At 45.7% G+C, this 14561-nt stretch carries 14 protein-coding genes and 1 other RNA gene; 4 read left to right on the top strand and 11 right to left on the bottom strand.

The genetic code is table 11. The features are described from left to right. Positions 1 to 2: 2 nt before the first annotated feature. The 4 genes from NWE73_RS00210 to NWE73_RS00225 all read right to left on the bottom strand — a co-directional run bounded on the left by NWE73_RS00210 (position 3) and on the right by NWE73_RS00225 (position 2844). Positions 3 to 872 (bottom strand): polyprenyl synthetase family protein, encoded by an 870-nt coding sequence (locus NWE73_RS00210; RefSeq protein WP_277576251.1) that lies wholly within the window; start codon positions 870 to 872, stop codon positions 3 to 5. 1 nt (position 873) lies between these two features. Further along, positions 874 to 1098 carry an exodeoxyribonuclease VII small subunit gene (locus tag NWE73_RS00215; protein ID WP_277576252.1) on the bottom strand — a complete coding sequence of 75 codons (225 nt, stop codon included), beginning with the start codon at positions 1096 to 1098 and terminating at the stop codon, positions 874 to 876. 2 nt (positions 1099 to 1100) lie between these two features. Further along, on the bottom strand, positions 1101 to 2528 hold the full coding sequence (gene xseA / locus NWE73_RS00220; protein ID WP_277576253.1) for an exodeoxyribonuclease VII large subunit: 1428 nt from the start codon (positions 2526 to 2528) through the stop codon (positions 1101 to 1103). A 97-nt stretch (positions 2529 to 2625) separates the two neighbouring features. Continuing rightward, positions 2626 to 2844, bottom strand: coding sequence for a hypothetical protein (locus NWE73_RS00225; protein ID WP_277576254.1), 219 nt, complete (start codon positions 2842 to 2844; stop codon positions 2626 to 2628). A 77-nt stretch (positions 2845 to 2921) separates the two neighbouring features. Here NWE73_RS00225 and ssrS point away from each other — a divergent pair. The 3 genes from ssrS (at position 2922) to NWE73_RS00240 (ending at position 5733) form a co-directional block, all read left to right on the top strand. Continuing rightward, a non-coding RNA gene (gene ssrS / locus NWE73_RS00230) (6S RNA) lies at positions 2922 to 3097 on the top strand. A gap of 141 nt (positions 3098 to 3238) precedes the next feature. Then, entirely contained in the window at positions 3239 to 5197 is a 1959-nt protein-coding gene (locus tag NWE73_RS00235) for a hypothetical protein (RefSeq protein WP_277576255.1), read from the top strand. Then, positions 5179 to 5733 carry a hypothetical protein gene (locus tag NWE73_RS00240; RefSeq protein WP_277576256.1) on the top strand — a complete coding sequence of 185 codons (555 nt, stop codon included), beginning with the start codon at positions 5179 to 5181 and terminating at the stop codon, positions 5731 to 5733. The genes NWE73_RS00235 and NWE73_RS00240 overlap by 19 nt, the downstream gene beginning before the upstream one ends. Before the next feature lie 5 nt (positions 5734 to 5738). On the opposite strand, the gene NWE73_RS00245 is transcribed toward NWE73_RS00240, so the two are convergent. The 7 genes from NWE73_RS00245 to NWE73_RS00275 all read right to left on the bottom strand — a co-directional run bounded on the left by NWE73_RS00245 (position 5739) and on the right by NWE73_RS00275 (position 13482). Continuing rightward, the gene (locus NWE73_RS00245; protein ID WP_277576257.1) at positions 5739 to 7226 is read right to left on the bottom strand and encodes a pyridoxal phosphate-dependent decarboxylase family protein; all 1488 of its coding nucleotides are present in this window, start codon (positions 7224 to 7226) and stop codon (positions 5739 to 5741) included. 389 nt (positions 7227 to 7615) lie between these two features. Continuing rightward, on the bottom strand, positions 7616 to 8176 hold the full coding sequence (locus tag NWE73_RS00250; RefSeq protein WP_277576258.1) for a NifU family protein: 561 nt from the start codon (positions 8174 to 8176) through the stop codon (positions 7616 to 7618). After that, on the bottom strand, positions 8173 to 9402 hold the full coding sequence (locus NWE73_RS00255; protein WP_277576259.1) for an aminotransferase class V-fold PLP-dependent enzyme: 1230 nt from the start codon (positions 9400 to 9402) through the stop codon (positions 8173 to 8175). The genes NWE73_RS00250 and NWE73_RS00255 overlap by 4 nt, the downstream gene beginning before the upstream one ends. Further along, positions 9399 to 10661, bottom strand: coding sequence for a Fe-S cluster assembly protein SufD (sufD, locus tag NWE73_RS00260; protein ID WP_277576260.1), 1263 nt, complete (start codon positions 10659 to 10661; stop codon positions 9399 to 9401). Before sufD ends, NWE73_RS00255 begins: the two co-directional genes overlap by 4 nt. A gap of 143 nt (positions 10662 to 10804) precedes the next feature. Next, positions 10805 to 11557: a Fe-S cluster assembly ATPase SufC gene (gene sufC, locus NWE73_RS00265; protein WP_407652928.1), complete on the bottom strand. Its 753-nt coding sequence runs from the start codon at positions 11555 to 11557 to the stop codon at positions 10805 to 10807. A gap of 19 nt (positions 11558 to 11576) precedes the next feature. Beyond that, the gene (gene sufB, locus NWE73_RS00270) at positions 11577 to 13034 is read right to left on the bottom strand and encodes a Fe-S cluster assembly protein SufB (protein WP_277576262.1); all 1458 of its coding nucleotides are present in this window, start codon (positions 13032 to 13034) and stop codon (positions 11577 to 11579) included. Then, positions 13027 to 13482: an RrF2 family transcriptional regulator gene (locus NWE73_RS00275; RefSeq protein WP_277576263.1), complete on the bottom strand. Its 456-nt coding sequence runs from the start codon at positions 13480 to 13482 to the stop codon at positions 13027 to 13029. The genes sufB and NWE73_RS00275 overlap by 8 nt, the downstream gene beginning before the upstream one ends. A gap of 217 nt (positions 13483 to 13699) precedes the next feature. Between NWE73_RS00275 and NWE73_RS00280 the strand changes: the two genes are divergently transcribed. Next, complete coding sequence (locus tag NWE73_RS00280; RefSeq protein WP_277576264.1) at positions 13700 to 14560, top strand: PI-PLC domain-containing protein; 861 nt, start codon at positions 13700 to 13702, stop codon at positions 14558 to 14560. The last annotated feature ends 1 nt before the right edge of the window (position 14561 follow it).

The raw sequence follows: 14561 nt of genomic DNA on the forward strand, positions 1-14561 counted from the left end.
CCTTAAACTTGGCGATTCTGATTAAAATTGATGAGATATTCCAACATTGGCGCTTCAGCCGAAACCTTATGAAGTTCCGCGAGAGTTTCTTTACTGATTTTTTGCAAATACTCTTTGGTTCCATCAAGACCCAAAATTCCAGTGAAGCTGCGCACGTCTTGATCCTTTTCGCCGTGATCCAAAACATCGTCAGCTACCTGGAATGCCAAACCCAAACCTTCACCAAATTTTTTCAGACTTTCAATTTCAGAAGGCTTCGCACCTGCAATTGTGGCAGCACCCTCGACGGACAGACGAATCAAAGCGCCCGTTTTTAGACGGTGCAAATGAGTCAGCTCTTCCAAAGACATGGGCTTGTGGCCGGCACGAAGATCAATGGCTTGACCGCCAACCATCCCACGTAAACCTGCCGCATCGGAAAGCAATTCAGTCAGACGTCCGATCAAAAAACCGCTATCACTGTAGTTCTTGGCAAGAAGCATGAACGCTTCCGTCAACAGGGCGTCCCCAGCCAAGAGAGCGAAGTCTTCACCGAAAACTTTGTGATTGGTCGGTTTACCACGACGGATGTCATCGTTATCCATGCACGGCAGATCGTCGTGAATCAGAGAATAGGTGTGGATGAACTCCACAGCCGTGGCAAAAGGAAGAACCTTCTGCACCGGACAATTAAAAAGCTCTGCAACCAGTAAGGACAAAACCGGACGAAAGCGTTTGCCGCCATTCGTAGCTGAATACAGCATGGACTTCCGAAGTTCTGCAATGGCCTGCCCCTTGGGAAGATCCATATCAGACAGGTATTTTTCCACAAACTGATTCACAGTTTGCACTCGCAAAGCCATTTCCTGCTCAAGCTGAATAGCCAAATCCAAACTAATTGTCCTCTGGTGTGAAGTCTTTAGTTACAGGATTGCCGTTGGCATCCACACTCATCAAGATTTTTACTTTGGTTTCCGCTTCATTCAGACGTGAATGACATTCACGAGAAAGCTTTACGCCCTCTTCAAACAATTTCAAAGAATCTTCCAAGGCCAAATCGCCTTTTTCCATTTTCTGAACGATCTCTTCAAGACGTCCGAGTTTCTTTTCGAAATCCATCTTTAATCCTTCTTCACTGTTTCAGCCACTGTATCGACAACAGCCGTTAGTGAACCTTGCGCCAATCGAATATCGAGCATGTCGCCCTTCTTCACTTGGCTTGCTGATTTAATAACTTCATTATTCTTGGTTACAATTGAATAGCCACGCTCAACAACTTTGAGCGGACTCATACTGTCCAGCATGGCCATCACACGACTTAGCCGCGCCTTCTTCTTTTCGATAGAGTACAACAAAGCCTTCTCAGATCGCGCGAAGAAATATTCCAATTCCTTTTTCTTACGATCGATCAAATTTTGCGGACTGCCCAGCTTTTGCTGCAAAAGCTCCACACGATGCTTACGGACAGCGACGACACGATTCATCGCCAACTCAAGACGAGTCAACAGGTCATCGTTGCGCAGTTCAAGATCCTGCAGGCGACGTTGCGGATCCACTAAGCGTTTAGAAAGACCCAGCATCTTTTCACGCAGATACTTCATCTTTTTCTCAAAAGACATATGCAGCATGCGCTCTGCCGCTTTTACTTTGTTTGAAAGTTCTGATGAACTTTTCGCTACCAGCTCTGCCGCGGCCGATGGAGTCGGCGCACGAAGATCCGCCACAAAGTCAGCAATCGTAAAATCAATCTCGTGTCCTACTGCTGAAATAACCGGAATGGGGCTGGCCGCAATTTGTCTTGCCAGTTTTTCGTCATTGAAGCACCACATGTCTTCAATGGATCCCCCGCCACGCCCAACGATAATCACATCCACGCCTGGCAGAGTCGTGGCCTTCAACAAGGCCTCGCTGATTTTTAAAGCCGCGCCCTCACCCTGAACAACTGTCGGCACAACCGTGACTTGAATAGACTTTGCTCTGCGCGAAAGAACATTGATGATATCGCGAATTGCCGCACCTGTTGGCGAAGTCACAATGGCGATATGGCGAGGAAATGTCGGGATAGGACGTTTTCTTGTCGCCTCGAAAAGACCTTCTGACTTCAACTTCACCTTGAGTTGTTCGAAAGCTTTTTGCAAAGCCCCCGCACCCACCGGCTCCATCATGTCACACATCAACTGATAGTTCCCGCGCGGTTCATAAACCGTGATACGTCCGCGCAGAATGACTTCCATGCCGTCAGTGGGCTTGAATTTCAAACGGGCATTATTCCCGCGAAACATCACCGCCATGATCTGGGATTTAGAATCTTTTAAACTGAAATAGAAATGCCCGGAAGTATGCGCTTTGAAATTTGAAAGCTCCCCGCGCACCCACACCTGACCAACTTGGCCCTCTAACAGCTGTTTAATATAAATATTCAATTGCTCAACAGAAAGTACTGAGGGCTCGTTGGATTTTTCCGCAAGCACATTTTCACCCAAAGAAATTTGGGCACTAAAATCTGATTTACGAAGAGGCTGATTTGGAGTGTTTGAGCTATCGGACATTGGGGCTCAAGCTAATGGGAGCCACCTTCGGAGTCAATACATTCAGAGTCAAAGAGCCGGCCCGCCAGGCCCGCTCCGGACACACAATTTCAAGGAATTATAATGAAGAATACCAGATGTTTTGTGCAGCCCAAACGCCACCCACAAAGAAACACACCCAGCCCAAACTTTTATGACGAGCGAGGTTTTGGAATGCCGCTCCCATGCGCTCTTCACCGATGCGCACCAGATAAGGGTTTTCCAACACAAACACCATAAACAGTCCATAGAAAAAAACGACGAAAGGAAAAATAAAATCTAACTTTTGAGGCGTCATAAGCAATTTATCGGTGCTTTGCCGAAAAGTAAGAGTCCGGTTCGATTGACGGGAAATAAGATTATGCTAGTATTGTTTCTAGGGTTCGACGGCGTAAAGCTCATCGAAAATAAACCTTACAAGCATATTTTTGGGGACTGTCCCTGATGATGGTGAGCAAGCTCAGCTCGTACTGAGAAGCCTAAAGTCGTTATAATGGTCACCCACCTTAGCTACTGGGTTTACTTTTCAGAGTGGCCTTCGAGCCTTTTTTTTTGCCTTTTTTTATTTCCCCACCAGCTTTCTCAACTTGATACGGTCCTGAAAATAACTTCGACATTTTCCATTAAACATTTCTCATGAAACTCCTGTCGCTCACATACAGCAGAGTTTACCTAAGTCCGATAAGTTCTTCATGGATTTGCGACTGTTCTGGGTGGTGTTTTTCACCGCGATCACATTTTTATTCACGGGTTGTGGACAGGGTTTGGTCGCGGGAGACTTTGCCTCGAGCGGTCCAGCAACATCAGAACCAGAATACAAGGCCACCCCAACGGTGATCGCAAATCCCATTGCCGTCCAGATGAAAGCCAAGTTCCTTTATCGCGCGCTCGTCTTCAGCCCTTCGACACCTACTTTAAACGGACTGCGTGATGTGGTGGCCTCAGGCTCAGCATTGCCAATTCCATTTGCGGAATTTCACATTTATGACTCCGCAGGAAACCGAATTCAGCAGGGCGAAACGGACACCACAGGAACTGCAAAGTTTAATCTGCCGAAAACAGCAGGTACTTTCACACTGAAAGTCTTCTCGCGCGCTTACAATCAGTTTCTTCGCGCAAGTGTTTTGGAAGACACTTACGCCAATCAACCCTATTCAATTTCAAAAGACTTTACGATCAGTGCTGCCGACATCACTGCGGGCACGAAAGATCTCACGAGCACTCCAGTCTTTGCCCAGGCCGATGAACATCTGTCCACTAAGATTGAAGGTGCGGCATTTAATATTTTATTTGATATCCTTTTGGCCAATGAATACATCCGCGACCAAATTGGTAAAAACATCCTTGATGGCAACGGCGTTCCTTCAACAGTAGCTGGGCAGTGGTGGGTGGCTGATAAAGTCACAGCTTATTGGAAAGCGGGATTCAATCCACGCAGCTATTTCTCTACAGACGGCGCCAATCTTTCGTTTTACGGGATGGGTACTAACAAGCTTTACATCTTAGGCGGCGCTAACGGTGATGTGAAAAATGCGGATACCGATCAATTCGATGACTCCGTCATTTTGCATGAATACGCGCACTTCCTGGAAGACAACTATGGCAACTCTGTTTCGCCCGGGGGTTCCCATAACGGAAACTTCATCATTGATCCACGTTTGGCGTGGAGTGAAGGATGGGCGAACTATTTCCAAGCCGCTGTCTTAAATGGCAATGATCAAATTCCCAGCGATATACGCCTTCGCTATTATGTCGATACCATTGGATATAAATCCAGTGCCGCCGATGCCAATGGAAAAATTGGTATTGCCTTTGACCTGACTGCAAATCCACGCTCTGCAACTTATGACAGGATTGACCAGGATCCGGAAGACACAGGGCTATTCAGGGAACTTTCGATTTCTCGCACTCTTTACAAATCAAGCCGCGCCGGTGATCAACTTTACGATACTGCAAAGTATGGTGGTGGAATTATTTTCAAAGATATTTGGACGACCTTCTCTGGGGAAAACAATTCCGGAAAAGATCGTAGCAATCCTGTCAGCACAAGTCTGCGCAACACAGGAACCTATCCGATTTCAAACATGGGTCTTTTCAATTACCTTTTGAATATCAATACCACAGTCGCAAGCAAGACGAAGTGGAACGCCATTTTAGCGGATGAAACTCAGAAAGTGACGACAGTGGATTATGCCCACTATCTTTCGACTGGCGGCAGCTGCACTTTCAAATTTGACAACCCGGCGCCTGAAGTGAACTTTGCCGATGTGCCAAGATCCAATCCACAGATGAGCAATAACTTCTATTTGTACTATCACAATGGATCGCAAAGTGAATCCATTGCATTGACCTATAGTAACACCGGAACACAAACGTTGGATCTAGATCTGATTGTGTATAAAAAAGATTATGTCTATTTTGAAGACTACTACATTGGAAAATACAGCACCTCTTCAATCGCCAACCAAAGTCGGCGAATCGCCTCCCTAGACGGCGGAGTGGAAACTGTTTCTATGGCAAACCAACCTTCCGGCTGGTACATCATCGACATTAAAATCAATGCCTATAATAAAAGTGCTGCGGCTCTTAATGGCAAAGCAACTTACACTTTGAAGATGAATGGAGTGGAACTATGCGGTTCAGAGCGATAGTCATCGCAGCAACAGGGCTTCTTTTGGGGATCACGGGCATGGCTTTGCTGCAAAAAACACCAAGTCGCAATCCCGCGAGCACTCATAAAGCAAAATGGATTCCGCAGGAATCCGCCAAGCATCTGGCAGCTTTGAAAGTAGAACTTTCCACTGAGAAAGCCATCCCAGAATCTAGTGATGCGGAAGTGACTTTGATTGGAAAAATCACACTTCAGCAAAATGCCCAGAGCGAAGTCACTTACTCCTGGACTTTGCCGGAAGGTGTGGAAGTTCTTGAGGGCGATCTCAGCGATAGCTTCCCGAACGTCACTGCTGGCAAGACCATCGAAGTGAAACTCATCGTAAGTGGTTTTTCCAAAGAGAAACAAAGTCTCATCGCCTTGCAAAGCTCTGTCATAGCCAGTGGCGTGCAACTGGGTGGCTCTGCGGTTATCACAAGTCGTCCGGAAGACACATGGGAGGCTGTTGCTCCGCAAATGCAACAAGCCGCCGAGGAAAACTTGGGAGTTGAAGCCTTCCATGGACGCCGTAAATAGCACCTTTAATTGCCTGATAGATTCACAGATAGTTCCCGCACCAGTTGCGTAAACTCAGCGGGATAATCAGCATTTGATTCCTTGTTCAAAAAGAATGGATTCATGACTGTCAGGCGCAATAGCACCAAACCTGAATCATCCACTTCGAGATTCCAATCCTTTGCAGCCGACTGTATCAGCTCCTCATATTCAGGGCGTTTTAGGAAGGTTTTTGAAACAATAAATCGGTTGCTCTCATTGATTTTCTCCACAAGCTTCGCCGTCTGTTGATTTACTTGCTTTAAGCTTTTGGATTCTCCAATAAATGATAAAGATAGAAGGTTCAACCCAGGAACCTCGAGAACCTTCACCAACGAATTGCTTTCTTTCATTAGGTCTTTGATCTTATTTCTACCGGCAATAGTTCGTTTCAATATTTTTCCATAGCCGTTATTATCAAAACCAATGGTGTGCCCAGTCATCCAGGTGGCGGTCGCGCCCGAGGCACTTCGCGAACCCTCAAGAGTCTTCATCCAACGATCCACGCTGTGATCCGGTGATTGAATGTATTTGGCATCAAAGGCAGATACTCGGTAGTTCAAAAGATCTCGGACTATGATTGCTCCACAAGCATAAGGGACATAACCCAACTTGTGAGGATCCAAAGTGACTGAATTCACTCTTCCAATCGCCCCCAGGGCCTGCATCACGACATCATCAACATCACTTTCCGTATCACCAATCATGCTGCAGAAATATCCACCATAAGCCGCATCAACATGATGCCAAATATCCAGGCGCAGAGTTTTTAGATAAGAATCCAAAACGTCCTGCACCAGATGAATGGGATCAAATTCGCCCAGTTCTGTCGTTCCACCGACAGAGACAACCATCATCACCGGACGACTCTCGCTGTTCGCTTTCTCAATTTTTTTCTTCAAATCATTGATGTCCAAAATTCCATTGCGATCCAGATTGACAGGCCAGAAAGCCTCCTCGCCCAAGCCCAGCAATGAAACACCTTTCATCCACGAATAGTGCTTAGAATTTGGAACTAAGACGACAGGGCCTGAGTAATTGATAGCGAATGCCTTTTGATAAACAGCCATGACCTGCCAAGGGCTGTTAGCCACGGCGCTGTACTTCCGCAATTCATTTTCTGGAATCTGATATTGATCAAGATAGGAATTATAGCGTTCCCAGCCCATGTGTGCCGCTTGCACCACCGATAGTTTTTCCGTGGTGTTTAAGTTCAACCAGCATCCCAAGGAAATAAAGTGATCAACCCGGTAGCGAGCCCGCCATAGGGCTTCGATGTTCGCCACAGTTCCACCACTGGTGAAGTGCCCGGTTGCTTGGCCTTTACCATATCCCAGCATCTGTGCTAATTTTTCAATGGCTTCATCCTCGATATATGCACCGACCTTCGCCGCTTCCGTCGAGATGTTGTTCGGGTTGTGCAACAATGCAATGAAATGTCCAAACAAAGCGGGCAAAGAAATTTCCGAATACATATGTCCTATGTAGCGCGGAGAAAACTGGGGAATTTCCTGCTCAAACCTGACGCATAAATTTTCAAGGGCATTATGAGTACTAGAACGTCTTTTTAGAAACTCAGGGGATTTTTGATCTTGCCTGGAGATGGCCTTTCCATCTTCTGGAAAGATGTCTTGTCGCCACTGAAACCAATGATCCAAGATGGAAATCAATTCCTGGCGGACCCAATCTGCATTTTCTGACTGAGGGCCAAGAAAAAAGCTCTTTAATGATGCTTCATCGGGATTGCAATTTACGTCATGTGTATCCATGACGTAAAAGATGGCATATCTCCCACGGAAATAGCATGACCGAAATCATGCTATTTTACTTTCCGCAAAAAATATCGATCTGTGTCTGGACACTATTACATGGGAATCACTTCAATCTCAGGATTGAACTGGTCTCTTAAAATTCCTTCGATGGCCATCAAAGTTCCAGAAGTCGCGCTTGGGCAAGTTCCACAAGCACCTTGATAGAAGACCCACAATTTATTGTCTTCGTATTTCACAACATCCAAGTCGCCACCGTCACCTTGCAGACCTGGACGAACGGTTTCATCCAAGATCTCTTCAATTCTTTGAACTTCAGGAGGCAAAGAGGCTCTGCGCAGTTTCTTTTCATCCGCTTGGGTCTGATTTGGATTGTGCGCTGGCATTCTCGTTTGAATGACCGCGACAACATTCTTCTGCAGCTCTTCTGGATCTGCATCGAAGTTATGAGTCACTGTGATCACATTTTGAAAAAAGTGAACTTGGCGAACTCCCTCAACTTGGAACAAAGCGCTGGCTAGCATGCTTTGCTCTGCTTCCGCAGCATCAGCATAAGTCGCTTTACCATCGTTCAAAACCGGGCGGTCCATAACGAACTTCCAAGCATTTGGATTCGGTGTTGCTTGAATGCGGATCAAAACATCTTGGGTACTCATAGTAACATCTCCCGAGCCTTCACTACGGCTTTCACTAAGGCATCAATATCATCATAATTATTATACACAGAAAAAGAGGCACGTACGGTGCCAGGAACCCCAAGTCTTGCCATCAAAGGCTGAGTGCAATGGTGCCCCGCTCGAACCGCCACACCTTCCTGGTCAAGGATCTGACCTACGTCGGAATGGTGAGCGCCCTTCAGATTAAATGAAATAATCGGACCTTTATTCGCAGCAGTTCCGAAAATTTTCAGATCTGGGATTGCAGACAATTTTTCAGTCGCGACCTTCAATAGTTCCATCTCATAGGCATGAATTTTATCGAAGCCAATGGTTTCAATAAAATCAATAGCCGCGTGCAAACCAACCGCACCCTCAACATGTGGCGTCCCCGCTTCAAAACGGAAAGGCACATCATTGTAGGTCGTTTTAGCAATCGTGACCTTCGCGATCATACTACCGCCTCCTTGGTAAGGAGGCATTGTTTCAAGAAGAGCCTTCTTGCCATAAACAACCCCAAAACCAAAAGGTCCGAAAAGTTTATGGGCAGAGAAAACAAAAAAATCACAATCAATGTCTTGGACGTTCACTGGAGCTTGCGAAACAATCTGCGCCCCGTCGATCACAACTTTGGCACCAACATCATGTGCGAGCTTGGTCAATAACTTCATGTCGTTATTCGTACCCAGAGTGTTGGAGCATGCTGTGAAGGACACAATCTTTGTTTTATTAGTCAGCTTCCTCTTGAAATCTTCAAGATCAAGCTCACCATTATCCAAGATCCCTGCCGCAATAACTTTCGCACCCTTTTCTTCGGCCAGCATTTGCCAGGGAACGATATTCGCGTGATGTTCCATCTCTGTGATCAGAATTTCATCGCCTTCTTTGACTGAAATAAGTCCGAAGGTCTGGGCAATCAGATTGACACCTTCGGTGGTTCCCCGCACAAAGATGATCTCATCAGAACTGGCCGCGCCCAGGAAACCAGCCACCTTGTGACGGGCACTCTCAAAAGCTTGGGTCGCCACATCACCCAGGTAATGGGCACCTCTGTGCACATTGGAAGTTTCATAAGAATAAAAATGCGTGATGCGATCAATGACAGACTTTGGCTTCAAAGAGGTCGCCGCGCTATCCAAGTAAGACAAATTTTTACCATGCACCTTTTGAGTGAGAGCGGGGAACTCCCCGCGAACTTTGGCAAAAAAATCGTTCATCGAGCTCATTTCAATGACTCCACATGAAGACGTTTGAACGCTTCATCCAAGTGGCGAGAAAGCCATTTCTGAATATCCTCGTCAGAAATTTTATAAATCACTTCAGACAGGAAACCATAACTAAGCATCTGCATCGCTTTGTCTTTAGGAATTGCGCGAGACAACAAATAGAACAATTCTTCGCGGTTCAATTGGCCCACGGTCGATCCATGTGCCGCTTTAACGTCGTCCGCGTAGATTTCAAGACTTGGCTTACTGTCGGCTTCAGCTTTTGAACTGAGCAACAAATTGTTGTTCAACTGTGCCGAGTTTGCTTTTTGCGCGTCCTTTTGAATAAGAACTTTTCCACAGAAAACAGCCTTCGATTCATCGTCCAAAATGCCTTTGTAAAGTTGGTTCGTATTGCACTCTCCAACTTGATGATCAATCACCGTCGTATTGTCGGCGTGTTGAGATCCCTTCACCGCATAGACACCCAAAACATCTGCATTCGCACCATGACCTTTTAGCAAAACCTCAAGGCTGTGGCGGGAAAGTGATGCGCCCGTTGCCAGCACCAGGCTTTGCAAATTTGCATTTTTTCCCAAAGTGATGCGCGTGCGACCAATATTGATAGCCGAATCGTTTTCCGCCTGTATGCGCGCATAAGTCACTGTCGCACTGTCTGCAACATGCAAATCAAAAACGGAATTAACAAAGTAAGCGGCACCCTGACCGTAATGACTTTCCAAAACCTTCACGGAAGATCTTGTCCCTACATCCAAACGAATGCGTGGGTGGATCATCAACGCCGGACCGCCTTCGCTGGAAGTGAAAAACACGAAATTCACAGGTTTTTCCACAGAGGTTTCCTTAGTTACATTCAAAGCAAAGGGCTTTGTCATGTAGGCGCCATTCAGGGCATCAAAGGTATCGTGAAACATCGCTGGATATTCGGAAAGTTCACGCAACGTGAATCCCGTCGGAAGATCATTCGACAAAGTTCTGTTCAAAACACCATTGAAGAAAACCACGTTAACAAAATCAGGGTTTAAGATCTTTTTGATCTCAAGCAAGGTTTCATGGCTAGGCTCCATGGGGTTCACTGCGCTGGGTGTGAACTCTTTTTCACCTAAGACCTTAACACTCGTATAGTGCCAGTCTTCGTCTTTACGAGTCGGAAGACCTTTTTTAGAAGCATAATCAAAAGCCGCCTGACGGTAAGAAGCAAGAGCTCCTTGCGCCGGATGGGCCTGATTGAATTTTTCGTATGCTGAAAGCAAATTCATAATTTTCCCTCAATATTAGGGTCGATCAAAAAGGTTCAGCCGCAAGGCGGAGGGTCTTATCTGCAACGGAGGCGTACTCTATGTACGCCGAAGAGGAAGATAAGGCCCGACAACGCAGTCGGATGGGCCTTTTTCACCGAGCCCTAGTTGATCAACCAGTCGTAGCCTTTGTCTTCAAGCTTCAAAGCCAAAGAGCTATCGCCCGTCTCAACAATCTTGCCGTTCAAAAGAACGTGCACGTAGTCAGGTTTGATATAGTCCAAAAGACGTTGGTAGTGAGTCACCATAACAATCGCATTGTCTTTGCGACGAAGCTTGTTCACACCGTCGGAAACCACACGAAGAGCATCGATATCAAGACCTGAATCCGTCTCATCAAGCAATGCCAAACGCGGTGATAGAACCGCCATTTGCAGGATTTCATTCTTCTTCTTTTCACCGCCAGAGAAACCAGTGTTCACTGGGCGATCCAAATATTCAGGCTTCATGCTGACAAGTTTCAATTTTTGCACGAGGAATTCGCGGAACTCCCCTTCAGGCATCGGCTCTGAACCCTGATGTTGAAGAACAGAGTTAAAAGCGGTGTGCAAGAATGTGAAGTTCGAAACACCTGGAACTTCAATTGGATATTGGAACGCCAGGAAGATACCTTCTTTGGCTCTTTCATCCGGAGCCAGCTCCAAAAGGTTTTTCATCATGAAGTTCACTTCATAGTTTACAGTTCCTTCAGTCACTTCGTACGCTGGATGACCAGCCAAAACTTTAGATAAAGTAGACTTGCCAGAACCGTTAGGTCCCATGATGGCATGAACTTCACCGGCTTTAATAGTCAGGTTAAGGCCTTTAAGGATTTCTTTTTCTTCTACACGTGCATGGAGGTTTTTAATTTCTAACATATTCATTACCTTTGTCGGATTAACCGACTGAATTTTCCAATTTCATTTCGATCAACTTCACGGCTTCCACAGCGAATTCAAGAGGAAGTTCTTTGAAAACTTCTTTACAGAATCCGTTTACAAGCATCGAAATTGTTTTTTCCATATCCAAGCCACGAGATTGCAAATAGAAGATCTGATCTTCACTGATACGTGAAGTCGTCGCCTCATGCTCTAGCGTCGCTGTTTTGTTTTTCACTTCAATATATGGGTAAGTACTTGCGCTGCACTTATCACCCACCAGCATTGAATCACACTGTGAGTAGTTACGCGCATTTTCTGCAGAAGGCATAATCTTCACCTGACCACGATAGCAGTTTGAAGACCTGTCCGTAGAAATACCCTTAGAGATGATCGTGCTCTTGGTATTCTTACCAATATGAATCATCTTTGTGCCAGTATCCGCTTGCATCAAATCATGAGTCAGTGCCACCGAGTAGAAAGCACCTTCAGATCCATCCCCCTGCAAGATACAAGATGGATATTTCCAAGTGATCGCAGAACCTGATTCCACTTGAGTCCATGAAATCTTAGAGTTCTTACCAGCTGCCTTTCCACGTTTCGTCACGAAATTATAGATACCACCACGACCTTCTTTGTCGCCCGTGTACCAGTTTTGCACTGTGGAGTATTTGATTTCCGCGTTATCCAACGCCACCAATTCTACTACAGCAGCGTGAAGTTGATTTTCGTCACGCTGAGGGGCCGTACAGCCCTCAAGATAGTTCACATAGCCACCGTCATCACAGATCAACAATGTTCTTTCGAACTGACCCGTGTCTTTCGCGTTGATACGGAAGTAAGTTGAAAGGTCAATTGGGCAGCGCACTCCTTTAGGGATGTAACAGAAAGATCCATCCGTGAAGACTGCCGCATTCAACGCTGCATAGTAGTTATCTGTATAAGGCACCACTGTGCCCAAATATTTTTTCACAAGATCCGGGTGATTTTTGACCGCTTCCGAGATCGAACAGAAAATCACACCCGCTTCCGCAAGCACCTCATTATGAGTGGTACCGACGGAAACTGAGTCAAACACTACGTCCACGGCAATGCCGGAGATACGTTTTTGTTCACTCAATGGAATGCCCAGTTTCTCGAAAGTTTTGACCAATTCAGGATCCAAATCTTCAATCGACTTCGGCTTATCGCCTTCTGATTTCTTTTTCGGAGCCGAATAGTAACGAACTGCTTGGAAATCAATCTTTGGATAGGAAACCAAGGCCCACGTAGGCTCAACCATCGTCAACCAGTGACGATAAGCTTTCAAGCGGTACTCAAGCATCCACTCAGGTTCATTTTTCTTCGAAGAAATAAGACGAATGATGTCTTCATTCAACCCCAGTGGAACTTCGTCGGTTTCAATATTTGTCTCGAAGCCATATTTGTATTCATAGCTCTCAAGAACATTTGAGGAGTTGTTATTCTTATTATCCATGGACAACCACCTCAGTCTTCTTCATCGGCATTGCTGTGTTCTTTTCTACGAGGAGGTCTTTCAAGCTTACGCTTTTATAGAATTCCGTCAGTTTGTGATTCAAATTCTTCAAAGGAGAAACAATGTTGCAGGTCGAGTGAATGTCGCAAGGAGCCTCACTGTTCATACATTTCATCAAAGCCGTTGGACCTTCGATAACCTCTACGAGGTCATGGAGAGAAACTTTTGCGAGGTCCTTAGTAATTTGATACCCACCGTTGGCTCCATACTCGGCGCGAAGAATTGCACCCTTCTGTGCCATCTGCTGCATGACTCTAGCTGTCGCATCAAAAGGCGTATGAAAAGCATCGGAGACTTCTTTTGCGGAAGTCAGCTCTCCTGGAATTTTCTGGCTCATGTATTTTAAAGCCATTAACGCATATTCGAGTTTGCGATTGATTTTGTTCATGATTTCCCTGCCGAACTTTAGTTTCGACTGTCTTTGACCTTGTTTAGGCCCACTCTTTGGCCGCGCAATTACAGCCCTGTTATCTAATAGAAAGCTAATTGAAAAACAAGAAGATATACGCCTTATTTTAGCGTATTTAAGATTCTGACAGTAAACTTTCAGTTGGTTTTGAAAAAAGGTGCTGTTTTCAAAGTCTTAGGGTGCTATACGGAGGTCTATGAGAATTATTTTAGCCACAGTTATCACCCTAGTTATGACAGGTTTTCTTATCCTTACCACCCGTATTTGGGGTTTAGGACAGACTTTCCCTGACTTTCAAAGTCCCCTCTTCGCGGGAGAGACTCCCATTGTTATTGTGAAGGCGAACACTTTGGCCAAAATTGATGAGGCCTTAAAGCTCAAATCCGATGCGGTGATTTGGGTGGATGTCCGCATTTCCAAAGGAAATATCCCATACATCTTAGCCCCTTCTCGTGATGCCGAATTCTTGAATCTGAAAACAGAGCAACAAAAAGCCAACCCAACCGTGCCAATTATGCAGGGCGGGAAATTGTCGGATTACTCTTGGGAACAGATCAATGAGTTCTATAAAGACACCCCGGCCCTTAAAGAACTTTACGAAAAATTTCCGACAACTCGCTTTGTTTTGAACGTCGTCGACAATGTGCCGGACGTGCACACCACAGTCGTAGAAGCCATTAAAGATTTTAAACCTGACAATCGCACATTGATTCAAAGCGATGCTTTGGTAGTGATGTCCGCCATCAAAGATCTGAAGCCGGTGTTTGTTTATGGGACCAGTGTTCCGGATCTGATGCGTTTGTTGAGCTTTGATTCGCTGTTCATCCTGCCTGCGACTCAATATAAGGGCGACGTCTTTATTGCGCCGTTCACTATATTAAAGCGTCCGGCATTTAACGACGACATCATCACAGAAATGCGTCGTCGTCATAAGCGAATCTACTTGGGACCGATCGAAAGCCAGTCACAGTTTGATATTGCCGCGAAAGTTAAAGCTGATGGCTATATTACGGAAAATCTTCCGCAACTTCTGCAAATGATGCCGGCTAAAAAATAGC

The sequence above is a fragment of the Bdellovibrio svalbardensis genome (genome assembly GCF_029531655.1).
In the GTDB taxonomy this organism is placed as follows: Bacteria; Bdellovibrionota; Bdellovibrionia; order Bdellovibrionales; family Bdellovibrionaceae; genus Bdellovibrio; species Bdellovibrio svalbardensis.

Bases quoted from the DNA above. Each gene is read 5' to 3' on its own strand.
- NWE73_RS00215 (WP_277576252.1), bottom strand. From the start codon at position 1,098: ATGGATTTCGAAAAGAAACTCGGACGTCTTGAAGAGATCGTTCAGAAA.
- xseA (WP_277576253.1), bottom strand. From the start codon at position 2,528: ATGTCCGATAGCTCAAACACTCCAAATCAGCCTCTTCGTAAATCAGAT.
- NWE73_RS00225 (WP_277576254.1), bottom strand. From the start codon at position 2,844: ATGACGCCTCAAAAGTTAGATTTTATTTTTCCTTTCGTCGTTTTTTTC.
- NWE73_RS00235 (WP_277576255.1), top strand. From the start codon at position 3,239: ATGGATTTGCGACTGTTCTGGGTGGTGTTTTTCACCGCGATCACATTT.
- NWE73_RS00240 (WP_277576256.1), top strand. From the start codon at position 5,179: ATGCGGTTCAGAGCGATAGTCATCGCAGCAACAGGGCTTCTTTTGGGG.
- NWE73_RS00245 (WP_277576257.1), bottom strand. From the start codon at position 7,226: ATGTATTCGGAAATTTCTTTGCCCGCTTTGTTTGGACATTTCATTGCA.
- NWE73_RS00250 (WP_277576258.1), bottom strand. From the start codon at position 8,176: ATGAGTACCCAAGATGTTTTGATCCGCATTCAAGCAACACCGAATCCA.
- NWE73_RS00255 (WP_277576259.1), bottom strand. From the start codon at position 9,402: ATGAGCTCGATGAACGATTTTTTTGCCAAAGTTCGCGGGGAGTTCCCC.
- sufD (WP_277576260.1), bottom strand. From the start codon at position 10,661: ATGAATTTGCTTTCAGCATACGAAAAATTCAATCAGGCCCATCCGGCG.
- sufC (WP_407652928.1), bottom strand. From the start codon at position 11,557: ATGTTAGAAATTAAAAACCTCCATGCACGTGTAGAAGAAAAAGAAATC.
- sufB (WP_277576262.1), bottom strand. From the start codon at position 13,034: ATGGATAATAAGAATAACAACTCCTCAAATGTTCTTGAGAGCTATGAA.
- NWE73_RS00275 (WP_277576263.1), bottom strand. From the start codon at position 13,482: ATGAACAAAATCAATCGCAAACTCGAATATGCGTTAATGGCTTTAAAA.
- NWE73_RS00280 (WP_277576264.1), top strand. From the start codon at position 13,700: ATGAGAATTATTTTAGCCACAGTTATCACCCTAGTTATGACAGGTTTT.